Below are 24,557 nucleotides of genomic sequence, written 5' to 3'. Positions count from 1 at the left end.
CGGGCGCTCAGGCCGCTGCCCACGGCTCAGCACGCCAGCCCGGCAGTTCCTTGTCCAGCCATTCCTCGACGGTCCGCCGCCAAGGGTCGGTGGGGTCACTGCCCACGACATCGGCCCAGGTGTCTTCAGCGACGTCCGGATCGACGACGAGGCTGTCGAGGTAGGTGTCGAAGTCGTGAGCGACTTTGGTGAAGACCCCCTTCGACAGGTATCCCGGGTGAGGGATGCCATGAACGAAGGCATGGAGCTGGCCATGCGTCGCCGGGTTCAGGTCCAGGAACAGGGTGTCGCTCCCGCCGTTGCGGGCGATCGGAAGAAGGCCGGACAGTGGGAACTCATGGGCGAGCCACCCCTCACGGCTGCGGCGGTACTCGCCCAGAAGGGTGCCCCAGCCGTATTCGCCAGCGTCGTCACGGCCGAGCTGATAGAGGTCGTCGAAACTGTGGAACGGCTCCGGGGCACAAGCCGGCAATCGGACCGAGTACGTGAGGCTCTCCCCGCCCGCCGCCTCCAGGAACGAGCGATAGGAAAGCGGCAGTGGCAGCCCGATCTCCCGTTCGAGACATTCCACTTCACCGACCTCGAACGGCCTGAACGGCCCCACGACCAGGCGGCCTCGATACCAGCGCGACAACTCCTCAGACACGGCCAGATTCTCGCACTCCGTGGCATCCCGACATCCTCCAGGCCCCCGCGTTACCGAACGTCGAGCTGAGCACGTTCATCCGTACCTGCCTGAGCACTCCGACGAGTACGCGGACAGGGGGTGTCGTACAGGCAGATGTCCACGAACATCATGTTGTTGGTGGAGCCGTTGTAGATACACCAGGAGCTGCCTGCCTGCACTCAGCCCTTGGGAGCGGTCGCGTCCTGCCTCCGACGTCACGCGCTTGCCGCGTTACGGCTCCCAGCTGCCGAGCACCTCGCCTGTGCCCGCAGGGCCTGCATGATGTCGCCCTGGCTGACTTGAGGAAGCGACGGGAACATCAACAGGCGTTCGGCCCGCCGGTCGGCAACGTCATCGCCTCGAAGAACGCGCGCGCCCGTCACCCACGTCAGGCAACTTGGCGTTCTGCATTCCCCTCACCGCCGTGCAACGAAACCGTCCGAGTTCCGCACCCACCGCGTCGGCACCCCACTTGGTAACGCAGGCACGGATCCGCTCTTCCAAGTCCCCTTGCTCAAGCTCGTTGGCGAGCAGGACCGCGACCGCAATCCGCCCGACCAGGCGCCGCGCGGCCCACCTGCTGATGAAGTTCATGAGCGTCCCTCTCCGCACGGCGAGACGATGTGACCCCCCGTGGGGGCAACCAAAGCCTGACCGGACCCGTTGCCCGGATCCCGGGGGCAGACTGACGCCGGGGCTGCCAGCTCCGACGTGGACGGCCGACGGGAGCGGCGCACCATGGGGGGGCGATCAGGCACACGTCGCAGGCAGCCTTCCGCATCCTGCTGCGCTCAGCAGCAGCACTCGGGTTACCTAAGCTGCGCGCCACCGAAGCAACCCGCTTCGGTGGCCCGCAGCCGAAGGTCACCGGGGCGCCGCCCCGGCTCTGCTAGCCGTTGATCCAGCGCGCCCAGATCCAGCCCCGGGTCCCGTTCGTCAGGTCGCCGTAGTACCACCGGTTCCCCGAGTCGTTGACGGCGCTGCAGATCACGTAGAACGCGTGGACGCCCTCCAGGGTCCCCGTCTGGCGGTACTGGTTACCCGGCCCCTGACGCAGTGGGGCGTCCGAGAGGTCAACCGAGTATGCCCAGTGGTTCTTGTCGTCCCGGGTGCACGCAGAGCTGTTGACCGCCGATGCTGCTGAGGCCGTCGCCATGACTGCGCCGACAGCCACGGCGCTCGCAGCCATCCCGAGAATCGCCTTCCGAGCTATTGAGGACTTCATATGACCGTTCCTAACGATTGATGAGACGGGCGCTACACCCATAGAGGTGTCGCCGACGCGCCCCGTGTGACATCTCCCGCGGAGGAACTTGGCCAGCCAGTCGGCTCACGGCGGGCTACTGCTCGGCAGAACGGGGCTCCGCGCCTAGCCGTGATCTGCGAACGGCGCCACCGCTCATGCGGCGACGCCGTTGCATCGGGGAAGGTCCTCGTCGCGCCGAAGCGGCACAACGGGCACGTCGTTCGCGATCTGGATCAGGCGGCCTACACCCGTCTGATGGTGGTGGTCCGCGAGATCGCTCTGGGCCCGGACGGCGCTCGAGAGCTGTCGGGCTGCGCGGGAGCGAGGGGGTGACCGGTGATGGCTCTCACTGCGGTGCAGCCTCCGGTCCGGTGGGTGGCCACCAAATCGCGCCAGTGGCCGACGTCGATGTTCAGGCGGTAGGCCGTCGTGGTGTCGATGCCGGGTATGGCAGCGGCCATGTGGACGGCGTCAAGGAGCACGGTCTCGGGCAGCGGCTCGCCGTCCAGGAGCCGGCGTGCACGGTCGGCTGCCGCCTGCGTGATGTTCTGCAGCGCTGACAGGCTCGGCAGGTCATGCGGAGGTGGGGGGAGGTGCTGGTCGCGCAGTAGCCGGGGCCCTGGATCCACGGCCGTGTTCGTGCCGGGAGGGGGGCTGAGAGTGATGTGGTCGATCTTCCAGCGGTTCAGTGCTGCCAGGAAGGTCGTCCGGCCGGCCGGCTCGGTGTCCGCCACTTGTTCGGGCCGCACAGCCTGTTCACCTGCCGCGGCACGTGGGCCGGGAAGGCGGGGAGCTGTGGTCATCGGGCGGCTCCCAGGGCGATGAGGTCGTGGAGTTCGTCGTTGGTCAGGGCCGCCGGGTCTGTGACGGCTGTGGCGTCCAGGGCGTCGAGCAGGCCGAGTTTGCGGGTCAGCAGCCGGTCGATCTTGTCTTCCACGGTGCCGGCCACGCTTAGGTGGTGGGCGTGGACGGGGGAGTTCTGCCCGGGCCGGTGAAGCCGGTCGATGGCCTGTGCGGTGCGTGCGGGGTTGAAGGGGCGGTCTACGAGGACGGCGTGGCTGGCCACGGTGAGGTCCAGTCCGGTCCCGCCGGAGCCGTAGGTGACGATCAGCAGGCGGCTGGTGCCGCGGCGGAAGTGGGTCAGGGCCGTGTCCTGTTCGCCGGAGGTCATCGCTCCGGTGTGCAGGAGTGGTTTCACCCCCCACGCAGCGGCGTGGCGGTGCAGCAGCATCGCCATGGTGCGGAACTCGCTGAACATCACCACAGATTCCCGGGCGTCGATGATGGTGGGCACCAGGTCGTCCAGGGCGGCGAGTTTGCATGCCTCGCGGCTCGCCTGTGCCGGGTCGTAGCCGTCGAGGACCGCGCCGAGCCGGCCGGAGTCGGCTGCGCCGACTTTCAGGTGCAGCGGGCTGTTGCACACCTGTCTCAGGTGGGCCAGGAGCCGCAGGACGAGACCGGAGCGCTCCGGTCCTGCCGCCTGGCGGACGGCGTCCATCGCTATCTGCGCGGTGCGGGTGTACAGGCCCATCTGCGCCGGGGCCAGCTCCAGGACGTGGGACGTCTCGATTTTGGCCGGGAGCTGGAGCGATACGGCGGGGTCGGTTTTGCGCCTCCGCAGCAGGACGCGGCCCACGACGCGGTTCATGGCGGCGGCGACGCCGGGGGCGGGCCCGGCTTCCAAGGCCCCGAACGCGCGCATGAAACGGGGCAGCGACGCGAACAGCTGCGGGTTGGTCCAGTTCAGCAGCGCCCACAGATCCCCCAGTCCGTTCTCCACGGGGGTCCCGGTCAGTGCCACCCGGGTCAGGGCAGGCATCCGGGCCAGCGCCTGGGACCGCTTGGACGCGGGGTTTTTCACCTGCTGGGCCTCGTCGGCGATCACCAGGGAGTACGTCTGGCCCGCGAGGAGGTGCTGGTCGTACAGCAGGGTGCCGTAGCTGGTGACCACCACCGTGTCCGCCTCGAGGGCCTCCAGGGTCCGTCCGGGGCCGTGGTAGGTCCGCACCGGGAGCGCGGGGGCGAACTTCTCCACCTGCCGCACCCAGGTCAGCACCATCGACGCCGGGGCGACCAGTAGCACCGGCAGTCCTTGTGATGCCCCGCTCTGGCGGCGGTGCATCATCAGCGCGATCGCCTGGACGCTCTTGCCCAGTCCCATGTCATCGCCCAGCACCGCGCCGAATCGGGAGGTCACGTTCGCCAGCCACGTCAGGCCCTCGCGCTGGTAGGGCCACAGCTGCCCCGCGAGTTCCTCGGGTGTCTCGACGGGGGTGAAGGTGTCACCGGAGAGCAGCGCTGCCAGCTCGCCCAGCCCGCCCTCCGCCACCAGGTCCGCGCTTTCCCCCGGCCCGTATCCGTTGCCGTCGCCGGTCTCGACCGTTCCCAGCAGGACCGCCGCCAGGGCCTCGCCCGCGGGGACCGCCGTGCGGATCCGGCCGCCTTGCGCCCGCTGTGCCGTGTCGGCGTCGACCAGGACCCACCGGTCCCGCAGCCACACCAGCTGGCCCGCGGCCTCGGCGATTTGGAGGCATTCCTCAGTGCTCAGTACCGTTCCGTCCAGCCGCATCTGCCACCGGTAGTCCACCAGTTGGTCCAGTGACAGGTCAGTGCCGGACTGCGAGCCGGCCACCACCACGGGCCGCAGCCGCTGGGCCCACTGCTGCGGCCACTGCACCTCCACCCCGGCCCGCGTGAGCGAGCGGCCCAGCTGTCCCAGTAGCAACGCGGCCTCCCCCGGCGATACCCGGACCTGCTCCGACCGCTCGTCGGCCGCCTGGCGGAGCGCCGGCCAGCACGCGGCGGCCTTGCGCAGCGCCCGTAGCGCCCGCAGTACCGCCGGGTGTTCGGCGCCCCATTGGGCCTGCATCGCAGGCAGGGTCATCAGCTGCCCGGCTCTGCCGGGCGGGCGCAGACGGATGTGGACGCGCAGGGTGTTCACCTCGCGCCGGGGCTGCGGCGGGGGCAGCACCGAGAGCACCACCCCCGGCGGTGGAAGTGCGTCGGCGATCTCCTCGACCGCGTCCAGCCACTGCGCCACCGTTCCTGCGACCGGGCCGCCCGTCCGGCCGGTCAGTGCCGAAGTGCCCCAGACGGCGGTGACGCCAGGGCCGCGGACCAGCCCGTCCGCCAGGGCCACCAGAACCCGTTCGATGGTCGACTGCGCCGACGCGATGGCGCCCTTGCCACCCCCGGCTGCCTCGCTGTGGGCCCACGGCGGGAGCGCCCGCGCCAGCGCCCGCAGCGCGCCCGTTTGCCCGTCACTGAACGGGCCCGCACGCCACACCGCGCATCCGCCGGCACTCACGCCCGGCCATACCTGACCGGCGGCCACCGCCTCACAGCCGAACCGCAGTACCTCCCGCCACCCGACCACCGATGCGTCCCATCCGGGCTCCGGGCCATGCCCTACCAGAGCCTCGGCCACGGTCAACGCCCCCAGCGACGGCCCGTGCACCTGAACGGCTCCGTGCTCGGACCACAGACGCCAGCACGGGTCCCCCGGCTCCCTCCCGCCCGCCCTGGCCTGCGGCACGACCACGAAGGCGGCCAGGCCGCCGTCCAGAGTGACCGCGCACAGGCGCGCCCCGGCGCGCAGCGCCCTACGCAGCCTCTCCGGCTCCGGAACGTCCGGCTCCGGCACGTTCCCGTCATCCGCAACCGGGTCCGGCCGGGGCACCGGCCAGTCGGGGTGCGGTGCTCCCACGTCGGATGCCTGGGCCACCCGCGGGGCGAGCGTCCAGCAGCGCACCGCTGCCAGCACCTCACGGGCCGCACGGTCGGCATCGCCGCCAGCAGCCCACAGCCGCCGTTCGCCGACCACGACGGTGGCGAGGACCGTCTCAGCTCCGCCCGGCCCCTCACGGACCTCTACCTCCTCCAGCACACCGTGCTCCCGCAGTGCCACGAGGGCGCCCGCCGCATCGTCCGGCTGCGGGTCCAGCATCCGGCCCGGGTCCCGGAGCCCGCACCCCAGACGCTGGACAAGCAGCCACGCGGCGGCCCGTTCGGCAGCCTGCTCCTGGGCGGCCACCGCCTCCGCCCGCAGGACTGAGTCACCAACGAGGCAGGACAGCTCTACCCAGCGCCCGTCCCTACCGCGCAACGCGCGCGACTTGCGCTTCAGCGACTCAAGCCACGGCTCCCGCAAGAGGTGCCCAAGACGCTCCTTGGCCTCCTGCGGCGTCCACGGGACGCTGCCGAACCCCACTTCTCCCACCAGCACGCCCAGCAGCTGCCGCGCACCCTGCTCCCGCGCCTCGGCCTGCGACGCACCCGCCCCTTCGGCGGCCACGCGCGCCCCGCCTGCCTGGCACGACAGCTCGGCCGTGAACGGCCCCGTCCCCCGCTCGCAGGCCTGGAAGTGTGGCAGCGCACCGCTGTCCGCCAGGTCGGCGACCACGGGCCATGCGTGCTGCGGAAGCAGCACGTGCGGCCAGGGATGCGAGAAGCGTGGATCGGGAACCGGCGTCTTGAGGACGTCGCTCCCGGCGACCCGGGCCGCGGCGTCCAGGGCGTCGTCCGGCGACAGCCGCACTGGGCCCTGCCACACGCACCCGCCGCCGGCCTGCCCCGGCGCCCCGTCCTCGCCCGCCTGCCGTGCCCGGATCTCAGCCGCCCACAACAACCGCCCCTCCACCGTGCCCACGGGCCGTGCCACGCCCTCGAACCCGGCAAGCCCCCCGCATGGGGGCGGTACCTTCTCCAGGTGCTGCCACGCGGCGCCGGGGACGGCCAGCGTCTGCGCGTACGAGGCCACCATGGCAGCCCCGGCTTCGCGAAGCCGGGCCGCGCGCGCCGCACCGGCGGCTTCCCGCTCGGCCTCCGGCAGGTCGCTGGCTTCCACCTCCTGAGCCATCTCCCAGCCGGCCCGGCACTGCTCGATCCTGTCGAGTTCCTGACGCGTCCGCTCGAGAGCCGCCTCAAGCTCCGACTTGCGCGCCTGGGCCCTGGAGACATCATGCTGCGCGCGCCGCTCTTCCTCCTCGATGACACCGAGGAGGAGCCTGGCTCCGGCCTCCTCGGAGCTGCCGATGTTCCCGGCCAGCAGATCGGGGGCCGACCGCGGCCCGGGGGCCCCTGCCCTCTCCACCAACCCCGCCGCGGCCGACCACCCTTCCAGCCCGGGCCACTGCGCCAGGTCTGCCCACCGCAAGGGGCAGACCATGCCCGGCCGTGTCAGTGCCTCCAGCAGGGCGAGCACCACCTGATGCAGAGCAAGCCGCTGGCTGGCACCGACCCCCGCCGGGCCCACCAGGGCTGTCTCCGGGCCCCGCAAGGCCACTTGGAAGACCTCACCCCCGGCTTCCATCCGACTGCTGCGGCACACCAGCTGCGCGCCGGCGAAGCCCGCGAAGTCCTCCAGCGCCGTCCAGGCCATCCCCAGGTCGGCTGTGAAGACGGCCCACGCCCTGCGGCAGGACTGCGGCAACTCACGAGGGAAGTGGATAAGGGCGAGCAGCTCCGCCGGGAAGGCGCCGCCGCTGCGCAGCACACGGCAGGCCTCCTTGTCCGTCCGCGCCAGGTCCTTCGCACCGGCCCGCAGCGTCCCCGTCCCGTCCAGCACTTTCGTCACGAGGGCGGACACTCCGCGGCGCGCCAGCTGACCTGATGCTGCCCAGGCCAGCAGATTTCCAGGCCAGTTCAGCTCGCCTGCCGACGCCGGGAGCCTAGGCACACCGTTCTCCACCCGCAGTCGGCATGCCCAGCACGATCAGCACGATCGCCCCCCGCAAGCGCCCGCGCCCCGGCAGAAGGGCCTGCGGCACGGTCACTTCACAACTCCCGACATCTGCACTGAACCCATCCGGGGAAGGTATGAGCGAGCAAGCCAAGGCCGCTCCTCCACCGCCCTGCCGCGACCGCACCACCTGGTCCGTCACCACCGAGCCGCAGAGCCCTCCGCCGGGGGGACGCTAGCCGGTCGGGAGATACCGCCTCTGTCGTTTGCCGTCGCTTCACTCGAACGAGCAACGCACCTCCCCTCATCCACGAGGCTGACAAGCCCCGAAGTCTCAACGCCGCACGTGGCGAGCACGCCCGCGAAGAGCCAGCCCCCGGTGCCCGGTCTGTCCGGGGAGGCCGCGGACGGGTGAGCCAGGCCTCGCTCACCGGCCTCTGAAGCCACTGCCCTGCCGGTGACAAGGGAGAAGACGGTCGCTCGGCCACCACGGCACAACCCGGACGCCTCCGCTACGCCGACATCACCTGATATCCCACCACCGCCGTGCCAGCCGACGTGACAGGGCTTTCCGGCTGGGGAGCCGCAGTCTGCAGCAGGCGGGAGCGTGCCCGGAGGCTCAGCAGCCGGGTACCCACCGCGCTGGTTCGATGAGGCTGGCGCCGGGCGGCGCGGTCGCGGCCGCGCGCGTTGCGGTGGACGCTGCACCGGCGGCGGCTCCGCAGTGTGCTTCGCCGCGCAGGCGACTGTCCACCAGCCTGGCGCCACCCGGCACGAGCGGGGTGCGCCGCCCTGAGAGCAGGAGGTCGACCCAACTTCCGGCAGGCGGTGCACTGCGCCGTCGGAGCGGTCACGGTCCTTACGGGTCCGCTCGTGGTGTCCCTACTTCGCGGAGCTGCGCTGGAACCGGGACAGTTCCACCGCCCACTGGGCCAGGGCTGCCAGGTGACCGTGTGCCAGCGGGCGGCCCAGGACTCCCGCGATGCGGGGATAGGCCGGGTGCATGTCATGGTCGGCGCCGGTAACCAGCGCGGACAGCAGCGGGGCGGCGCTGTCGCGGCTGCGGTCGATGCGTATCAGCAGCGCCGTCTGCTCGCTGCGCTCCGGAGCCGGCAGCCCGGCTGGTAGCTGCTGGCGGATCTCGCTCCAGGTGAGAGTGGTTCCCGTGGATGCGGCCTTTTGCAAGATCACCCGGACCGCGTCCGCCAGCGGATCGAGCGGCGCGCGGGCGGGGCGGTCCTGGTTTTGGGCTGAGCGTGTCCTGTCCGCGTGTGACGGGGCGCGATTGCCCACGGCCCGGTGCTGCCGTTGCGTCTTGCGCTCCCAGGACACAACCGACAGACGGTCCTTGGGATCAAGGGCGTCCCCCGCGGACTGCGCCGCGCGCGACAGCTTGCCGACCAGCCTCTTCAGCTCGGCGGGGGACAGGAGACGCTCTTCCCGGCGAAGACGCTTGAGCAGGCTGCGTGCCTCCGCGGCCGCCTCCCGGCGCCGCTGCGACTTCTTCCTCTGCTGAGACGCCGACCGCGTCTTCTTCGCGGCCGGCGCCGCCGACCTGTGGTGCGGTTCCCCCCGGTACGCCGCTGTGACACGGGGTCCATCGACGTAGTCCTGCCCCCGCAGGTAGGCGCGCGCGGCCGCCAGCACACGCTGCTCCGAGACGCTGGCGCCGCGCCGGGTCAATGCGGCGGCCTGCTGCAGGCGGGAGCGCACGTCCCAGGCGCGGCGCTCGCGGACAGCCGCCTCGAGGTCGGCGAACAGGCGCCGTTGGTACTCCTCATGCGTGGCCAGCCATGCACGCGCCTCTGCCAGGGCCTTCTCCGCCTCGGCTCGCACCAGCGGAGTGAGATGGTGCAGCAAGGCGCCGCTGCCGGCGCACAGACGGCGCACGTGCTCGACCGTTCCGGTCCGCTGCGCGGCTTCCAGGCCGCGGATGAAAGTGATCACGCTCTGCGGCAGCGCCCGGGGGTGAGTGGCCGGCCCGGTGGGCGCGTCGGCATGGCTCGGGCCGGTGGGACGGGTGCGCTGGAGACGGGCTGCGGCCGGTGTGAGCAGGCCCTCGTCGGTCCAGGTGCACTCGCTGAGCGGGATCCAGTCGGTCGGGTGTGCCAGGCTCTGGGTTCCGATCCAGACCCGGCGGGTGGCTCCGTCGCTGTCGCACCGCACTCGGTAGACGTGCGGGCAGCGCGCAAGTCTGCCGGGGTCCGGCACCACGCCGGGCCCGAGAACGACCGTCCGCTCGGTGTCGTCCCAGTCGGGTCGCACGGTGCCGTCCATGTGGATGCGCAACGAGGTGCCGTCCTCCACGTCGACTTCGACCAGCGAACCGATCGGCGGCGGGAAGGCGAAGCGTGCGGCGCGGCCGTGATCCAGCAGCGACCGGGACATCGCCGACTTGACGTACAGGTGGTCCGCACTGGATTCGCCGACAGCCGGCCTGTGGCAGGTGTTCGGCATGCCGTCCGGCTGAGGGAAGTGCTGGAAATGGCACTGACGATCGACGTAGAGCTTGGTCGCGAGCTGGGCACCACAGCCGCCCAGCAGAACACCGCACCAAAAAGTGTCCTGTTCGTGGTTTCGGCGGAAGGCGTCGAGCTCGATCGCCTCGGGCGGCAGCACGACGGGCACATCGGAGTGCTCATCACCGATGACCGCCGTCTGCACCAGCCGGGTATCACGCACCACGCCGCCCCCCTTCGCCTGCTCTCACCACGATAGAGGGCAGAGTGCCAGCGTCACGTAGTCCGGGAGCACACAGGCCGAGGGCCGCTCGTTCCTGGCTGGATGCCAGCGGGTGGTAGCGGGACCGGCACTGGCCCGGCTTACGTTGCCGGGCCGTCAGGTCGGGGCTTCCAGCGGCTTGTTCGGTCAGTCACTGAGGGCTTGGGGAAGGGGTTCGCGGCAGTCGAAGGACGGCGTCGACGCCGATGATGCTCAGAGTGCGCGTCACCCTCTCGGTGGGGCGGCCAGGCACAGCCAGCCGTCGGCCTGGCCCCGGGGGCGTGGTGCGCGGCGATGATGTTGAGGCGGCTGGAAGCCATGGAGGTCACCCACCGCGTGTCCACCACGACGCGGCGGTGGAGCACACCGGTGGCGTCCAGGGCCGGTGGAGGATGGTGCCGGTGTGGTGGTCGGTCTTCCCCGGCCGCAGCACGCCCCGCAGGCCACGTGCTTTCCCCCTCCCTCTCCCCGAGTCCGCCGCCTTCCTGGCCCCAGACCGATCCGCCTCCGGCACCATGCTGAGCGAGCGGTGATCTCACACTGCCGCCGCGGGGAAGCCCCCGCGCAGGCCCCCGTGGGCTGCCTCATGGCGGCAGTACCCGGGGGCGGGGACAGCTGCATTTGTCTCAGGCCAAGGGGCGGCGGCACTGGGACCGGGGTGAGTCTGTCAGCTGAGGTTCCCTGGCCGGCGCAGCCAGTGCGGGATGCGGCTGGTGTTGGAGCGGGCGCTGGTGAGCATTTCTTCTGCCTCGCCGAGGACTTTGGTGAGGCGGCCGAGGTGAGCGGCCGAGAGATTCAGTCGGGCTTCCAGCAGGATCATCAGTGCGCGGGCGGTGTCCGCCGCGGCCTTGATCAGGGGGTCCGTTTCGGGAGCTTCTTCCCGGATAGAGCGCAGGGCGATGGCGATCTCGGAGACCTGGCCGTACCAGACCAGGGGCAGGGCCTCGAGCCGGTCGTCGCCTTCCTCGACGGCCGCCGTGAGTAGCTGGTTCATCGCGGGTAGTTCCTGGCGGGCGGAGGAGCCGGCCAGGTCGGCCTGTGCCTTGTAGGCGACTTTCGCTGCTCGCCCGTGCGCTGCAGTAGCCAGGGCTGCCTTGGAAAGCGTCTCGTTGGCGGGCCCTTCGGGGAGGTAGTGGCGGGGGGTGCCCCCGAGGACCTTCACCACCTGGGCGAGCTCCATGACGCTGGGCACGACGGTCGGATCAGGGGACGAGTCAGGCGAAACAGTCATAGAAGCCGACGGTACTGAATGAGAATGCCTGCCAGGCGCAGGCGCGGCGCCGCAGCCCGCGGCCGCGCGCTGCTCCAGCCACCGGTTCAGATACGGCAAGGGAGGATGAAGTTACGTTACGCCAAGGCTCTCATGTGACTGACTGGACGGCTTCGTCTCCAAGCTGCTCCGCCACGTCGTCGTGGACATCCTGCGAAACGCGACCGACGCCCCTGCGGCCCGTTGGCAGCACGGAGCGCGGGTCAGGCCACTGCGGACCGGCCTGTGACGGGGTCGAGTACCCGAACGTCATAACCCTCACCTTCGGCGCTGGCGCGGACTACCGCCGCGATGCCCCGCTCCATGCGCCCCATCTCGTCTACCAGGCCCGCCTGGGAGGCTCTGGTCTGGGAGGTGCGCGGCAGGGTGAAGGCGTCATCACGGGCGAGGGCAACGACGTCGGCGAAGGCCAGCATGCCGGTCACGCCGCCTTCCAGCAGGCGCCGCAGCGCAGAAGAGACGATGAGCAGCACCGGTTCAGCGGTCACTTCGCCGGTGTGCAGGCGGACCGTGCCTTCCGAGGAGTCATCATTCATGCCAATGAACATAGCGTCGGCCCACTGTCCCATGGGGCCGATCGCTTCATGCTGTGGGACCGGACAGACGCCTTTCGGGGTGGCGCCCTGCCAGAGCCCAGCGGGCATGGCCAGGGTGTCACTCAGCTCCCGCACGGCTCGGACGGTGCCGGAGAGCCCGTACGCCTGATCAAACTGAGGCCACGTACCTGCCCCGTCCGCGGCAACTGCCGGCTGGTGCAGCGCGGGCGTAACGGGGGCGCGCCCCCGGCGACCGTTGGAAGTGTGTGACAAAGACCAATGGTCGCGTCGAGGACGCTTGCCCGCTTGTCTATGGGTGCTGTCTGACGCTGTCCGCGCGCACCGTCGGCCGTGCGTGGTGGCTGTCTGGGCCCGGTTACGATCCGACCATGACCAGTGATCTCGGTTTCACTTGCTCGTGCTGTGGGGCGCAGCACCCGGAGTTCCCGATGAACTATTCAGCCACCGCCCCTTACGTGTGGGACGAGAGTTTTGCGGGTCGTTCGGACTGCCTGCTCAGTTCGGATCAGTGCGTCGTCCAGGACCAGCATTACTTCGTCAAGGGCCTGATCGAGATACCGGTCATCGGCAGCGACGACGTGTTCTCCTGGGCGGTCTGGGTTTCCTTGAGCCGTGAAAGCTTCGCTCGTGCTGCGGACAGGTGGGACACTCCGGGCCGTGAGACCGAGCAGCCGTACTTCGGCTGGCTGAGCACCGATCTTGGCCTTTACTCGCCCACCACCATCAACCTGAAGACCCGCGTCCACACCCGCCCTGTTGGCCAGCGTCCTCTCATCGAGCTGGAGCCCACAGACCACCCCCTCGCGGTCGAACAACGAGCGGGTATCACCGTGGACCGGGTCCATGAGATCGCCGAAACCGTTTTCCACCCCCAGGGCGACGACGTCTGATCCAGCCATCCAGCCAGGAAGAGGAGGGCCTGATGAAGCAGCTCTCGGAGATGACCGAGCGCGAGTACTTCGTCCGGGTCGGCCAGCGACCTGGCACGTTCGTCGGAAGAACGTTTTTCCACTCCCTTACGGCGTTCTTGACTGGCTACGACCAGCACGTGATCCGCCTTGGCGGCTCTGGGCTCGCCGGCTAGCGCGAGGAGGTGACGGTCGTCGGCCACGCGGACGCGGTAGTGGGTGACGTACCCGCCCCGGGCAGTGCCGAAGGCCACGCGATGCCCCGTCGATGACGGGGTACCCGGCCCCGCGCGACGTGCGAGGACCGCGAGGCCGGGATAAACGCCCGTCCTGTCAAGGCGCCTGTGCCGACGGTACGTCACGATCCATCGGCGGGCGCGGTAGACGGCGCACAGAGGTGAGGGCCTGTCGGCCAATGCGGGGTCGGCGAGGAGGAGCGGGGCGCACTCCCGGTAGCCGGCGGCGACCTCGGGGGTGTGGGTGTCCGGCGGGTAGCACTCGACGTCCTCGCCGATGAGACGGGCCAGATCAGCAGTCGGACGGCAAGGCGCAGGGGTGGTCGACCAGCGCGCCTTCGCCGGCTGTGCGTCAGCGGCGCAGCAGGCCGGGGGTGCCGCTACGGGGAGCCCAGGCACGTCCCCACCGGCTGGGGCCAGGCAACAGGGTGATCGGGTGCGTGAGACGATTCCGGCCATGGAATCCGCTGCGTGGAAAAAGTCGAAGACCGGGGTGAATTGCCCGTCCTGGTGCGTCCAGGAGCACGCCCATGAGAACCCTGAGAACGGTGACTCCCTCTTGCACGAGTCGGCGCCCATCACCTTGCCGCTACCCACCGGAGATCACATTCCCAAAGGCCTCGGCGTGCAGGTAACGACGTTCAGCGTCGATGATTGGGAGATAGGGGCCTCGCCTGTCCGGCTGGATCTGGGACTGATGGAGGGCGACGAGGCCCTCCATGAGTTCGTGCCGCTTCGCATTGCGCAGGCGGCCTGGGGCCGCCTTGAGCGAGTGCCCGGATGCCGTCATTCGGCAGAGGGTCATCGAGGCCGAGCCAGGCAAGAAGAAGCACGGCGCGATGTGGCTGGCGCGCATGGCCCCAGCCCAGCGCTGGTGATGGGCGGCTGGCGTCAGCGGCTGTTGCGGTGGTCGTAGACGGTGAGGGCCAGGGCCCGCATCGCGGCCTGGGCACGTGCGTCGTCCAGGCCCTGGTCGACCACTTCGAGGACTTTGGCCGCCGAGACCCGTACGGCCAGGGGCAGGCCGTCGTAGGCGGAGGCCCGGTAGGCGACGGTACGGCGGGCCTGCTGCTCCTCTTCGCTGACCCCGCCGGGGATGAGGGGGAAGACCGCGGCCTGGTACGTCGCGATACTCACCAGGACCGCGTCGGCGAGCCCCTCCGCATAGCCATCGGCCCGTACGGCGTCGTACTCGGGCTGGAAGAGGGCGACGACGCGGCGGCGGGCGAGGACCGAGCCGATCCCGGCGCCCAGGCCGGCCGCGCACCCGGCGATCAGAGCTGCCGTCCGGCCGCCTAGAAGCAGACCGACGCAGAGACCGCCGAGCGCCGCGCACGTCACCAGCACGAAGGTGATCAGCAGGTGTATACGGGCGGCGAGCGGGGGCGTAAGCGTCATGCCCAGCAGTATGCACAGCACCCCCGCCGATGTTGCGCAGGCGTCGGTGCATCGTCAGGTGGTAGACCGAGCCGTCGTAGCGCAGAGCCGCGGCGTCTTGCAGGACGAGGATGCCGGCGGACGGCGGCGTCCAGGCCGCGGTACAGCTGCTCGATCTCGATCGATCCGCGCTGTTCGGTGGTGCGGTGCATCGGCTGCCTCCTGCGGTAGGCCGTGACCGGATGGGCTTCAGTCGAACAGGCGCCCCAGCAGGGCACCCTGGCCCGACTGCAGCACGTGGGCCGCCTCGTGAGCAGTCCACGCGGCGGCACGGTCGGCGTCCCTGGTCCACTGCTGCGTCATCGGTCCCCCAGCCCGCTCCCGGTTACGTGACCATCGTGGCAGAGTCGGCTCCGTACCGGCGCCCCGTTGCGAGTTGGTGCAAGTTCTGTGCGCGATACGGGTGGCCGGTGCGAAGCTCTTGTCCGGAGACGGCGGGTGGTCCAGTTCTTCCTGGAGGTGCGGGGTGCCGAAGGTTCCGACGTTTGAGGAGTTGCTGGCCTCGGCTAGGCACTCTGCTGTGCATCTGGAGATGCGGGACGGGTACATGACCTCAGATCCCGCGTTCGTCGCCTGGCAGAACGGCACCCTGAACGATCCCGTGGGGGGTGACGTCGACTTCCAGCAGTGGCTGAAGTGGGTGTCCCAGGCCGTCGATCGCGGTGTTGCCTTCCGGCGGGCGCGGGTGTTCTCCGTTCCTGAGTCGGACTACATCCGCTTCGAGCACTACGTGTCACAGGCCAACGTGGACGCCGGTGAGGACATCCGCTGGCTGCCGCGCCGACAAGCCACAGACATTCCGTTCCCGGGCAACGACTTCTGGGTTTTCGACAACGAGCTGGTCCTGGTCCTGCACTTCGCGGGGGACGGAGAGCTGTCCCCGGAGGGGCTGGAGATCACGCGGGACAAGCGGATTCTCAGCCTGTGCATGAGTTCATTCGAAGCGGTGTGGGAGCGGGCAGTACCGCACGCGCAGTACCAGCCCTCCTGATCGGCCAGCGTGAAGGATCACGCACCGAGAGGCTCGTGACGCGGCTCCGAAGGCGCCGACGCTGGTTCTCCCCGGTACTCCGGGGAGAACCAGGCGCCGCGTTTAGGGCTCAGCGGATGATGTTGTCCGGGGTGTCGAGCCAGACGTGCTGTCCTTCGGAGGTGACGGTCAGACCGGCCCGGTCGCGTTCTGGCCGGCCGCGGTCCTCCCAGAGCCGGAATGCCGCTTCGACCTCGTCCCACAGCCCCCGGGGCCCGTACTGCTCGACGGCGAAGGTGTCGTGTCCGGGTACGTAGTCCACCGACGCCCAGGACTTTTGGTCATCGGCCAGGATCCACAGGGTGGCTTCGTCGCTCCCGTCGTCCGCTTCTGCCATCAGGGACCAGGCGTCGGGGAGTGCGAGGCCGATGAAGAACCGCGCCTCGTACTCGGCTTCCAGGTCCCGGGGCGAGAGAGTGGTCTTGCTGCGGGTGACCTCGTCGCGGTGGTGGAGGAAGTCGCGCAGGTACCCGCGAGGAGGGCGGTTGGTGCGCGTGCGCATGAAGGCCGGGTAGCCGGCGAACCGGCCCTCGGCGACGCCGTTGCGGGTGTCGAGGACGGCGAAGTTGTAGGCGTGGTAGCTCCCGCCCCACGGGGCGACGATGCGGCCGGCCGGGGTCTGCTCGACCCAGGCGTACGGGATCTCGGGGACGGTGAACGTCGCGAGCCACCGGTCGTACGGGGCGCCGTCCGGGTACCCCTTCTCGGCGTCGCCGCAGATGACCTGCGGGCTGTACCCGGCCGCCCGCAGGTTCTTGATCGCCTGCTCCACGATCGCGCGGTCAGTGTCCATGCCGAAGACGTTCTTGGAGCCGAGCCGGTGCGAGAGCCAGGCCAGGTTGAACCCCGTGCCAGCGCCGGCGTCCATGACCCGATGCCCCTCCTGCACGTCCGCCAGCTGAAGCATCTCCAGCATGACCGACGGCATGGAAGAGGAGGACGTCGGCAACCGGTACGCGCGCTCACCCAGGTCCTTGCCGTCGTTGATCTGGGTAACGATCGGCAGGTCGCCGTAGACCACGGTCAGCCACCGCTGCGGGCGTTCGCTGCGCGAGAGCGGCCGGTCGTCGACCTCGATGGTGTCGGGCACGAAGAGCTCGCGCCGGACCGAGGCCACGGCGTCCTTCCACTCCGGGAGAACCACGCCCTTGTTGGTGAGGATCTCCAGGAGCCGTTCCGGTGAACTCACGCCCGCCTCACTTCTTTTTCGGCGGGTCGGTCACCGGTTTGTTCCACTGGCCGTCCTTCTCCTTGTTCGACTGGTTCTTGTCGCCGTCCTCGCCGTCCTTGCCGTCCCCGTGCTTCCCCATCGTCGGTGCTCCCTTCGGCCGGATCGGTGCTGTGTGCCAGGAAGCTACAGAACGTGGGTGGCTAGCGCCAGAGCGCGACGGGTGATGCGGACTTGTGGAGAGGACGTCATCCCCGGGCCACGCGTACGGCCGCTTGTCGCGTCCGTCCTCCACAGGCATCGTTCCGATCCCTGTCTCAGGATCGGCCGGAATCACCGAACCCCGCCATCGGCGCCCCGTTGGCCGGACACGCATTTGCGGCAAGCCGGCACGCTCCAGGCTTCGATGGAGGAGTCTTGTTCCACACGCATGACCGGGGAGGGATGCTGGTGCGGAACTCGCGGGTTTGCCGGGCCACTTGTGGGCCGGCGTCAAATGACACAGGGTCCAACGTGACTCTGGTGGCGTCATCGACGGCGGCCATCCGGTGAACGCCGAACTGAGCCCGCCCGTGAAGGCTGCCGCGTCAGCGTCCGCCTCCCTGCTGGCTGAGGCGAGGACACTGCTGCCTGGTCTTGCGAGGGTGCGCCAGGAGATCCACCGCGCACCGGAGCGGGGGCTGGCCCTGCCTCGGACTCAGCAGACGGTTTCGCGGGCGCTCGCCGGAGCCTGTCCGGCACCACCGCGTGCGGCAACCTCGAAGGCCCAGCGCCCCGTAGCCCGAGAATCGCCAGGCACGGCACGCCTCGCACCACGCCTCACCCCCGGTGGGCCGCCAGCCGGAGTGGGGTCGACACCGGCGTACTGCCGAATGAACGCTTCTGTCACAGGATGTTCCACTGCAGGCCCGCGTCTTCGTTCTGGAGCCCGGCGATGCGGCGTTCGACTTCTGCCAGAGTTGCGGGCGCCTGGGCGGACTTCCTGGCGTTGGTGGTGATCATCCGAAGCTCTCGCAGATCGCGCAGGATGCTGTAGCCCTCCCAGGCTGTGACGTCGAAGCCGTAGCTGTCCGCGAAGGCTTGGTAGTGCTCGTGTCCATACCCGAACCGGCGGCAGTGGATCTCGATCGTGACCAGGTCCCATTCCGGTTGTCCCTCTGCCACTGTGTCCCAGTCGCACAGGACAGCCCGCCCGCCGTGGTGCAGCGCGTTTCGGTGCTGTGGGTCCCCTTGAACGATGGCTCGCGGCAGGGCGAAGGGCACATTGGCCAAGCGGGCTTCGAGCGCGTCCAGCCGCCGGGTGAGGAAGTTCAAGGTGGCTGGCGGCAGGGATGTCGTGGCCCTGAGGGAAGCCCGGATGGCGGCGACGTTGTCGAGTTCCCGAAGGGATTCCGGTGGCTCGGAGAGCTGGTGAAGGGCGTGGAGCGGTGGGGCGATCTGTTCGGCGGCCACCGGGTGCTGCGGTTGGGGCAGGTAGGTCCAGAAGGTGACCGAGTGGCCGTCGATCACCGTTGGCTGCTCCGGCACGGGGTGTAGGGGGGCGGTGGGGAAACCGAGCTCCATCAGCCAGGACACGAAGCGGACGGTTCGCTCGACGCCGGCCCGGCTGGAGCCCCGGCGGGCGATCTTCACCACGACTGGATCACTGGCGAGACGGACGACGGCGTTCGTGTGACCGCGCAAGAGCTGTGCGTCTGTGCTGTCGAGCCCCGCAGCCGCACAGGCGCGGCGCAGAACGTCGTTCATTTCCTGCGTGTCGAACCCGCCATGGACCATTGCTGGTGCAGTCATGGGCCCAGGCTGGCCGAAGCGCAGCCCTGTTGTCATATCGGCCCTGCGGGCAGAGCGAGAATGTCACTCAGTTCGCGGACGGCTCGGGCCGATCGCGCGGAGGTCGGCAGTACGTCGATGACCTGCTGTGCTCGGGCCCCGAGGATGGTGGTGCGGTGCTCCACGGGCACCTGGAGATATGTCTCGCTGGCCATCTGGCAGGCTTCCCCGGGGCTGCGCTCGTGTGCGAGGCAGATCGCGGCCTCCAGGCGGAGCAGCGCGGGGTCGATGCCCGTGCGGGCCGGGTAGAGGGCGAGCGCCTCCTGTTGGACTCGGCGCGCCTGGATGCTGCGGCCGAGGGCCGTGTAGGCGCCGGAGAGGTAGAGCAGCAGGCGCCGGGCGGGGAAGGCGAAGGCGTCGTTGCCCGTACCAGGGTCACATTGTTCGAAGACCCGTTGGGCGCTGTCGATGGCGTGCTCGGCCGCCGCTGAATCGCCGAGTTGGGCGAGTGCGCGGGCTTCGGCTGCGGCGGCGAAGGCCGCGGTTGCCGTCGGGCGTGCGCGCGTCATCAGGCGGGCTTCCCGGGTCAGCGAAACGGCGGCTTCGATGGGGCCGTAGTAGTAGGGCAGCATGGCGGCTTGGGCCCGGACACGGGCGCGGAGTTCGAGGTTGCCGCTGTCGTCCGCTGCTGTGCGGGCGGTGTCGTACCAGGCATGTGATCTGCGCAGGTTGCCGAGTTTCATCAGAGCGTCCGCGATCAGGGTCGCGAGGACGGCCGTCATTTCCGACAAGCGGGTCTGCACGCTGGCCGGCTGCCGCTCGGCGGCCAGGGCCTGGACGTCGGACAACTCCTCGAGGAGTTCCTTGAGTATGTCGGTGGGCGGGGCGTACAGGTACCGCTGGCGCGACCACAGCAATCGTTCTTCGATCAGGTCCAGCTGCCCGGAGCTGACACTGCCCGCAGCTAGCGTGCGGTCCACGGAACGCCGGATCTGCTCGATCTGCATGTCGAATTCGTGGGCGGAAGCAGACGAGGGCGGTAAGGCGGAACGCTTCACCACTGCGTGGCCTGGGGAGATGTCTCCTGGTATCGAGCCCACTGTCGAAGGGGCCCGGTGTGGGCGGTAGTCGCTGGCGCCTGCCAGTCCCAAGCTGTGAGCGTCGGTCCGGTACAGCCGGCATAACCGGTCGACCGTCGTTGCTCGGGGCGTGTGAGCGTTGCTCTCCCAGCGCCCCAGCTGGTCGGCGTCGATCTTCGGCGCGGTGATGCCTTCTTCCGCGCACAGATTCAGCAGTCGCTCCACCGCCTCGCGCAAGGTCCACCCCTGCGCGAGGCGGTGTGCTCGAAGCCTGCTGAGCCCGCAGCACTGGTGAATCGCTGAGGCCGTTTGCTCAGTCGCCCATCCTTCTTGCTCTGCGCGCTCACGAAGCCGCGTGGCGCATTCGCGTGCGTGCGTGGGCTCCTCCATCTGTTCACCTCGCCAGCTCGTGCGTGGGTGCTTTCACGATCATAGGAACCAGGCACCGCATCACGTGACGGGAAACAGTGAACTTCTCACTGCCTGTCTCTCGCCCGGACCTCAATTCCTGATGGCTGGCAACGACCCGCCAAATAATGCCGGTTGTTGGCTCGTCGCGCCGTGACGATCCTGCGTCACCCGGGCCCGACTCCTTTGCAGCGCAGATGTTGTGACGTGAGGAGTCCGGGTTCATGGCTGGTGCTTGCGGGGGGACGAAGGGAGAGGTCCGTGCGCGCATCTGCACGTGCGGTGAGATCCGCAAACGCGACTGGCGTCGCGAGCTCACATTCGGCTTTCCGTTCACGCGGCCATCTCATGGCGAAGCCGATGCAGGTGTCCCGTGGCCGTCTCCTCGACGTCCGGCAGTTGCTGTCCAGCGGTTCGGATGATGCGTTGGAGCTGGTGCGGCAGCCGTTGGGCCGCGGCCTCGGCTGTCGCCTGGCCCAGGGACTGCTCGGCTCCGGGCCGGTCGCCGCCAAGGAGCTGCACGTGGCCCACGGTGACCAGCTCGATCACGCGCCACTGGGGCGCCACGGGCGTGGTGGGCACTGGTGTGGCGTCGATCAGCCTTATGGCATCCCGGATCCGACCGGTTGTGACGAGTCCCCGGACGCTGACCTCGTGCAGGGCAAAGGGGTTGAACAGGCTGGTGTGCTGGACTCCGTCGTCGAGCAGCTGCCCGCACTCCTCGACGACCGTGTCGAAGAGGTGGCCGTTGCCGAGCGTGCCGGCCGCACGGGCGAGCAGCGGCAGGACGGCGGCGCGTGCATCGGCGTCGGGCGCAAGGGATGCGGCGTGCCGGAGGCGAGTGACGGCGGCGCCCCTGAGTCCGGCCTTCCTGAGTTCGTTGCCGTGCATCCGCAGGGCGTACGAGCGAAAGCCGGGGTCGCCGAAGTAGTCGGCGATGGTCAGACTCTTGGCGGTCCAGCGGGCTGCCGTGGCCAGGCGTTCCTCGGGCAGGATGTTGCCGAGGGCGACACCGAGGCCGACGCGGGCGCGCGCCAGGAGGTGCAGACCGTCACGCTCGGCGTACCCGTCGTCGACGCGGGCTTCGAGGCGGGCGACCAGTGGCCAGAGTTCTTCGACAGCTTCGGAGGCGTGGCCGGACTGGCGGGCGATCTCGGCGAGGCGGACGGTGGACTCGCCGAACTGGATCATGACCTGGTGGTCGAGGTCGGCTGCGTCGGTGATGCCGAGGACGTGTGGGGGCAGACGCAAGGTAGTGGCGATGCGGCGCAGGGAGCCGACGTCGTCGATGGTGCGCTTCCCCGTTTCCAGGGCAGAGATGTACGTCTTGTCGTAGCCGAGCTGATCGCCGAGGGCCGTCTGGTTCTGGGCATGGACGTGGCGGTGGAACCGCAAGATGGCCCCCAGGTCACGGCATGCGAGGACAGCCTCCGCCTGCGGGGTGGCCCAGCGCCACAGAGCATGGCGCGTGGCGGCGGCCCGGCCGCTGGTCGCAGCCATCGCCGGTCACATCCGCTCGTACGTGTCGAGTTCGCTGAGCCGGTCGTGCCAGGCGGTGATGGACTTCTTGTACCCGTCGGGCATCGTCAGGCCCGATACCTGATCGGCGCCGAAGAGTCCGATCTTCTTGTGCTCGTGGCTGAGGACGGGCTCAGCATCAGGGGTCAGGACGGTGCAGCCGTAGGTGATGATCACGACACGGCGGCCGGGGATCGGCTCGTAGATCCACACGTCCAGCAGGTCAGCGGCGGTGACAGTGACCTGCCACCCGGTCTCCTCGACGATCTCCCGCTCGAGGGCCACTTCCGGCCCCAGGTCGCCCGGTTCGAGCCTGCCGCCCGGCAGTTCCCACTCATTGCGTTCGTTGTGGAGCAGCAGGGCGCGGCCCTGCGAGTCCAGGGCGACGCCCTTGACGGAGACGGGCCAGGTCGGCGGCACGTAGGGCATGCGATTCCTCGCGGTTCTGGGTGCGGCTGGGCCGCTCGGACCGTAGCACGCACCCACCCCTCCAGGGCCCGGGAGAGCGGGGGTGGCAGGTCGACAATCTGTCGCTTTACCGGCCCGGCCCGGGTCTCCAGAGTGATCCCCACCGGACTTACATCTCACGGGAGTTCACCGATGAGTGCCACGTCGCCCGCGACGGATCTGTTCGCCCGCCACTACGTAGACCTGCAACTCCCCGGGGCGGTGGAGAAGGTAGCCGGAGGGTTGAGCGCGGCAGGTCTGGTCACCTTCGACAGGCTGACCACGCGCAGTCGCGTGCTGGGTTTCGCCACCCAGGTCATGCGCGTGGTGCACCACCGCGACAGCGGGGCGGACGGGCTGACCGCGATCTACAACACCGGTCGGCACGACGAGCGTCCTGGCTTCGCCGGGCTGACCAACGGTGAGCTGGCCTTGCACACCGAGGGCACGGCCTTGAAGAGCCCGCCCCGCCTGATGCTGATGGTGTGCACCCAGCCCGCACCCCAGGGCGGGCATTCCCTCCTGGTGGACGGGCGCACCCTCCACGCTGAGCTTGAGCAGCGGTGCCCGGACGTGGTAGCCGTTCTCTCCGGCCCACGCGCGGGGTTCTTCGGCCCGAGCACCGGGATCTTCGCCCCCGTGTTCGCCCGGCACGAAGGCGGCCGGGTCGCGGTGCGCTACCGGCAGGACGGTCTCGTCCGCTGGAGCCCTCTGGCACAGATGCACCTGCATGGCTTCTGGATGGCGGCCAAGCGAAACCAGCAGATGCTCACCCTGGAAGCCGGCCAGGGCTACCTCCTCGACAACCACCGGTGGCTCCACGGCCGCACCGCCTTCGACGGTGCACGGCGCTGCTACCGGGCCTTGGGCAACCCGCACGATCCCACCCCTCCTGGATTCCTCCCCAGAACCGCGGGCGGGGGTGCGGCATGAGCGTCGTAACCGCCCCGCGCGCCTCCGCGCCCCAGACGGTTCCCGCGCTGCGGAAACGCCCCCGACTCCGGGCCGAGCACCTCCAGGCGATGGGCGTGCCCCGTCAACGGGAAGCGGTCAGCGAAGCCCGTCGCACCGTACGGCGGCTCCTGCTCCGATGGGGGGTAGGTCCGGAGGAGGCGTTCGAGGCGGAGCTGTTCGCCGCCGAGCTGCTGAGCAACGCCTACCGTCACAGCCGGCCCGGAATCCCGGGGACGGAGATCGGGCTGTGTATCGCCGAGGGCGGCGGCGCGGTCCTGATCGAGGTCGAGGACGTCGCAGGAGAAGGCAGGCCGACCGCCCGGGGGCAGACCGACGATGCGGCCGAGCACGGCCGCGGACTCGACCTCGTGGAGAATCTGGGCCGCTGGGGCTACCGCACCCTGCCCGACGGCCACCTGTCCACCTGGGCCTACGTACGCCCCGCAGCGCAAGGCCGCACGCGGTGAGCGCCTACCGGGGCCCGGCCGGCGAAGCCCCGCTCATGCCCCCGGCGCCCCCGTCGAGACGCGCCTTCGCCGGAGCTCCGGCAGGGCGGCACACCGGAAGACGCTGCCGTGGTGCCCACCGCGTAGACGGTCCGCGGCGGGCAGCCCGCTTCCCGTGGGGCGCCGTGTTTCTGCTGCTGATCACCGCGCCCACGGGGTGGGCGGTGGCCCATCTCGCTCCTTTCCTGCTGTGAGCAGCAGACCTTGATCCGGCTCCCTGGCGGCGGTCGCCCCCGAGCCCCGCCCCCAGGGAGCCCTCCACTCCCCCCACCCGAGCGCATTGGCCGCTTTCGCCCGGACACCGTTCCGCTCTTCCGTTCTGCCGCGCCCCGAAGGACACCCCGCGCATGAGGCTCATCACCCGTCCGCCACTGCGACTGGATCTGCTGCTCACGCTGTGCCGCCTGCACCGCGAAGGGGTCGCCGCCCGCATGACGCGCGCCGTGACCCCCACGCGGCCGGAGCTGCTCGAGATAGTGCAATGGGAAAGCCGCGCTGCCCGGGAACTGGGAGCGATCTTCGATGCGCACGGCTGGCCGGGCCCCGATTTGGTCGGTGAGGTCGGGGCGGAGGTCGCATGGTGGGTAGCCCTGCTGTGCGACCGGCAGTCGGTCTTCCAGCACCAGGCCCACCAACACCTGCTGGAAGCGGTCACCAGCGAGGCCGCCCCGCCCCGGCACCTCGCCTACCTCACCGACCGGCTGCTCATGCACGACGGACAACCCCAGATCTACGGCACCCAGTACGTGCTCGGCCCCGACGGGGTGATCACCCAGCATCCCGTCGCCGATGCCAGTCTGCTGGGGCTGCGCCGCCACCGGGTGGGCCTTCCCAAAAGCACGGACGCCCGCCCGGCCGATCTGCGGCTGATGGCCCTCACCCGCCTCCCGAGGGGAACCGCCCTCCCGCACTCCGTCCGATGACCCCAACCCCGAACGCCTGAAGGGAACACCGT

The 24,557-nt window shown here is 69.9% G+C and carries 21 protein-coding genes; 7 read left to right on the top strand and 14 right to left on the bottom strand.

Annotated features, from left to right (window positions below):
* Nucleotides 1-7 precede the first annotated feature (7 nt).
* From ACZ6MA_RS30995 to ACZ6MA_RS30960, 8 genes are all read right to left on the bottom strand, one after another.
* Nucleotides 8-646: an SMI1/KNR4 family protein gene (locus tag ACZ6MA_RS30995; protein WP_469437875.1), complete on the bottom strand. Its 639-nt coding sequence runs from the start codon at nucleotides 644-646 to the stop codon at nucleotides 8-10.
* Nucleotides 647-1,018: 372 nt separating this feature from the next.
* Nucleotides 1,019-1,261: a hypothetical protein gene (locus tag ACZ6MA_RS30990; protein WP_469437873.1), complete on the bottom strand. Its 243-nt coding sequence runs from the start codon at nucleotides 1,259-1,261 to the stop codon at nucleotides 1,019-1,021.
* A gap of 295 nt (nucleotides 1,262-1,556) precedes the next feature.
* Complete coding sequence (locus ACZ6MA_RS30985) at nucleotides 1,557-1,892, bottom strand: SH3 domain-containing protein (RefSeq protein ID WP_469437871.1); 336 nt, start codon at nucleotides 1,890-1,892, stop codon at nucleotides 1,557-1,559.
* A 263-nt stretch (nucleotides 1,893-2,155) separates the two neighbouring features.
* Complete coding sequence (locus tag ACZ6MA_RS30980) at nucleotides 2,156-2,662, bottom strand: hypothetical protein (RefSeq protein WP_469437869.1); 507 nt, start codon at nucleotides 2,660-2,662, stop codon at nucleotides 2,156-2,158.
* Between the two features lie 50 nt (nucleotides 2,663-2,712).
* Nucleotides 2,713-7,488, bottom strand: a complete 4,776-nt coding sequence (locus ACZ6MA_RS30975; RefSeq protein WP_469437868.1) for an SNF2-related protein — start codon at nucleotides 7,486-7,488, stop codon at nucleotides 2,713-2,715.
* Nucleotides 7,489-8,475: 987 nt separating this feature from the next.
* Nucleotides 8,476-10,278: a hypothetical protein gene (locus ACZ6MA_RS30970; RefSeq protein ID WP_469437867.1), complete on the bottom strand. Its 1,803-nt coding sequence runs from the start codon at nucleotides 10,276-10,278 to the stop codon at nucleotides 8,476-8,478.
* Nucleotides 10,279-10,981: 703 nt separating this feature from the next.
* Entirely contained in the window at nucleotides 10,982-11,545 is a 564-nt protein-coding gene (locus tag ACZ6MA_RS30965) for a hypothetical protein (protein WP_469437866.1), read from the bottom strand.
* 242 nt (nucleotides 11,546-11,787) lie between these two features.
* Complete coding sequence (locus tag ACZ6MA_RS30960) at nucleotides 11,788-12,120, bottom strand: hypothetical protein (RefSeq protein ID WP_469437864.1); 333 nt, start codon at nucleotides 12,118-12,120, stop codon at nucleotides 11,788-11,790.
* Nucleotides 12,121-12,509: 389 nt separating this feature from the next.
* On the opposite strand from ACZ6MA_RS30960, the gene ACZ6MA_RS30955 reads away from it, so the two are divergent.
* From ACZ6MA_RS30955 to ACZ6MA_RS30945, 3 genes are all read left to right on the top strand, one after another.
* A complete protein-coding gene (locus tag ACZ6MA_RS30955) occupies nucleotides 12,510-13,031 on the top strand; it encodes a DUF2199 domain-containing protein (RefSeq protein ID WP_469437863.1) in 522 nt (173 codons plus the stop codon).
* Nucleotides 13,032-13,063: 32 nt separating this feature from the next.
* Nucleotides 13,064-13,225, top strand: a complete 162-nt coding sequence (locus ACZ6MA_RS30950; RefSeq protein WP_469437862.1) for a hypothetical protein — start codon at nucleotides 13,064-13,066, stop codon at nucleotides 13,223-13,225.
* A gap of 496 nt (nucleotides 13,226-13,721) precedes the next feature.
* Nucleotides 13,722-14,201, top strand: coding sequence for a DUF6907 domain-containing protein (locus ACZ6MA_RS30945; protein WP_469437860.1), 480 nt, complete (start codon nucleotides 13,722-13,724; stop codon nucleotides 14,199-14,201).
* Here ACZ6MA_RS30945 and ACZ6MA_RS30940 read toward each other — a convergent pair.
* Nucleotides 14,177-14,683 carry a hypothetical protein gene (locus ACZ6MA_RS30940; protein ID WP_469437859.1) on the bottom strand — a complete coding sequence of 169 codons (507 nt, stop codon included), beginning with the start codon at nucleotides 14,681-14,683 and terminating at the stop codon, nucleotides 14,177-14,179. The genes ACZ6MA_RS30945 and ACZ6MA_RS30940 overlap by 25 nt on opposite strands.
* Before the next feature lie 505 nt (nucleotides 14,684-15,188).
* Between ACZ6MA_RS30940 and ACZ6MA_RS30935 the strand changes: the two genes are divergently transcribed.
* A complete protein-coding gene (locus ACZ6MA_RS30935) occupies nucleotides 15,189-15,713 on the top strand; it encodes a DUF6879 family protein (protein ID WP_469437857.1) in 525 nt (174 codons plus the stop codon).
* A gap of 109 nt (nucleotides 15,714-15,822) precedes the next feature.
* On the opposite strand, the gene ACZ6MA_RS30930 is transcribed toward ACZ6MA_RS30935, so the two are convergent.
* The 5 genes from ACZ6MA_RS30930 to ACZ6MA_RS30910 all read right to left on the bottom strand — a co-directional run bounded on the left by ACZ6MA_RS30930 (nucleotide 15,823) and on the right by ACZ6MA_RS30910 (nucleotide 22,124).
* The gene (locus tag ACZ6MA_RS30930; protein WP_469437855.1) at nucleotides 15,823-16,941 is read right to left on the bottom strand and encodes a methyltransferase domain-containing protein; all 1,119 of its coding nucleotides are present in this window, start codon (nucleotides 16,939-16,941) and stop codon (nucleotides 15,823-15,825) included.
* A gap of 864 nt (nucleotides 16,942-17,805) precedes the next feature.
* Nucleotides 17,806-18,711, bottom strand: coding sequence for a phosphotransferase family protein (locus ACZ6MA_RS30925; protein ID WP_469437854.1), 906 nt, complete (start codon nucleotides 18,709-18,711; stop codon nucleotides 17,806-17,808).
* A gap of 32 nt (nucleotides 18,712-18,743) precedes the next feature.
* Entirely contained in the window at nucleotides 18,744-19,697 is a 954-nt protein-coding gene (locus tag ACZ6MA_RS30920; protein ID WP_469437853.1) for an XRE family transcriptional regulator, read from the bottom strand.
* Nucleotides 19,698-20,510: 813 nt separating this feature from the next.
* Entirely contained in the window at nucleotides 20,511-21,677 is a 1,167-nt protein-coding gene (locus ACZ6MA_RS30915; protein WP_469437851.1) for a helix-turn-helix domain-containing protein, read from the bottom strand.
* A gap of 6 nt (nucleotides 21,678-21,683) precedes the next feature.
* Nucleotides 21,684-22,124, bottom strand: coding sequence for an NUDIX hydrolase (locus ACZ6MA_RS30910; protein WP_469437849.1), 441 nt, complete (start codon nucleotides 22,122-22,124; stop codon nucleotides 21,684-21,686).
* A 171-nt stretch (nucleotides 22,125-22,295) separates the two neighbouring features.
* On the opposite strand from ACZ6MA_RS30910, the gene ACZ6MA_RS30905 reads away from it, so the two are divergent.
* The 3 genes from ACZ6MA_RS30905 to ACZ6MA_RS30895 all read left to right on the top strand — a co-directional run bounded on the left by ACZ6MA_RS30905 (nucleotide 22,296) and on the right by ACZ6MA_RS30895 (nucleotide 24,525).
* Nucleotides 22,296-23,075 (top strand): TauD/TfdA family dioxygenase, encoded by a 780-nt coding sequence (locus tag ACZ6MA_RS30905; protein ID WP_469437847.1) that lies wholly within the window; start codon nucleotides 22,296-22,298, stop codon nucleotides 23,073-23,075.
* Nucleotides 23,072-23,563, top strand: coding sequence for an ATP-binding protein (locus ACZ6MA_RS30900; RefSeq protein ID WP_469437845.1), 492 nt, complete (start codon nucleotides 23,072-23,074; stop codon nucleotides 23,561-23,563). Before ACZ6MA_RS30905 ends, ACZ6MA_RS30900 begins: the two co-directional genes overlap by 4 nt.
* Nucleotides 23,564-23,949: 386 nt before the next feature.
* On the top strand, nucleotides 23,950-24,525 hold the full coding sequence (locus ACZ6MA_RS30895; protein WP_469437843.1) for a DUF6624 domain-containing protein: 576 nt from the start codon (nucleotides 23,950-23,952) through the stop codon (nucleotides 24,523-24,525).
* Nucleotides 24,526-24,557: the final 32 nt, after the last annotated feature.

This window comes from Streptomyces sp. NPDC042259, assembly GCF_055582085.1.
Note: the sequence above shows the minus strand (reverse complement) of the source record. Positions and strands in the feature narration are given on the sequence as shown.

Excerpts from the sequence above, each read along its gene's own strand:
- ACZ6MA_RS30940 (WP_469437859.1), bottom strand. The coding sequence starts at position 14,683 with ATGACGCTTACGCCCCCGCTCGCCGCCCGTATACACCTGCTGATCACC.
- ACZ6MA_RS30920 (WP_469437853.1), bottom strand. The coding sequence starts at position 19,697 with ATGCAGATCGAGCAGATCCGGCGTTCCGTGGACCGCACGCTAGCTGCG.
- ACZ6MA_RS30915 (WP_469437851.1), bottom strand. The coding sequence starts at position 21,677 with ATGGCTGCGACCAGCGGCCGGGCCGCCGCCACGCGCCATGCTCTGTGG.
- ACZ6MA_RS30910 (WP_469437849.1), bottom strand. The coding sequence starts at position 22,124 with ATGCCCTACGTGCCGCCGACCTGGCCCGTCTCCGTCAAGGGCGTCGCC.
- ACZ6MA_RS30985 (WP_469437871.1), bottom strand. The coding sequence starts at position 1,892 with ATGAAGTCCTCAATAGCTCGGAAGGCGATTCTCGGGATGGCTGCGAGC.
- ACZ6MA_RS30960 (WP_469437864.1), bottom strand. The coding sequence starts at position 12,120 with ATGAATGATGACTCCTCGGAAGGCACGGTCCGCCTGCACACCGGCGAA.
- ACZ6MA_RS30955 (WP_469437863.1), top strand. The coding sequence starts at position 12,510 with ATGACCAGTGATCTCGGTTTCACTTGCTCGTGCTGTGGGGCGCAGCAC.
- ACZ6MA_RS30905 (WP_469437847.1), top strand. The coding sequence starts at position 22,296 with ATGAGTGCCACGTCGCCCGCGACGGATCTGTTCGCCCGCCACTACGTA.
- ACZ6MA_RS30895 (WP_469437843.1), top strand. The coding sequence starts at position 23,950 with ATGAGGCTCATCACCCGTCCGCCACTGCGACTGGATCTGCTGCTCACG.
- ACZ6MA_RS30965 (WP_469437866.1), bottom strand. The coding sequence starts at position 11,545 with ATGACTGTTTCGCCTGACTCGTCCCCTGATCCGACCGTCGTGCCCAGC.
- ACZ6MA_RS30925 (WP_469437854.1), bottom strand. The coding sequence starts at position 18,711 with ATGACTGCACCAGCAATGGTCCATGGCGGGTTCGACACGCAGGAAATG.
- ACZ6MA_RS30950 (WP_469437862.1), top strand. The coding sequence starts at position 13,064 with ATGAAGCAGCTCTCGGAGATGACCGAGCGCGAGTACTTCGTCCGGGTC.
- ACZ6MA_RS30900 (WP_469437845.1), top strand. The coding sequence starts at position 23,072 with ATGAGCGTCGTAACCGCCCCGCGCGCCTCCGCGCCCCAGACGGTTCCC.
- ACZ6MA_RS30990 (WP_469437873.1), bottom strand. The coding sequence starts at position 1,261 with ATGAACTTCATCAGCAGGTGGGCCGCGCGGCGCCTGGTCGGGCGGATT.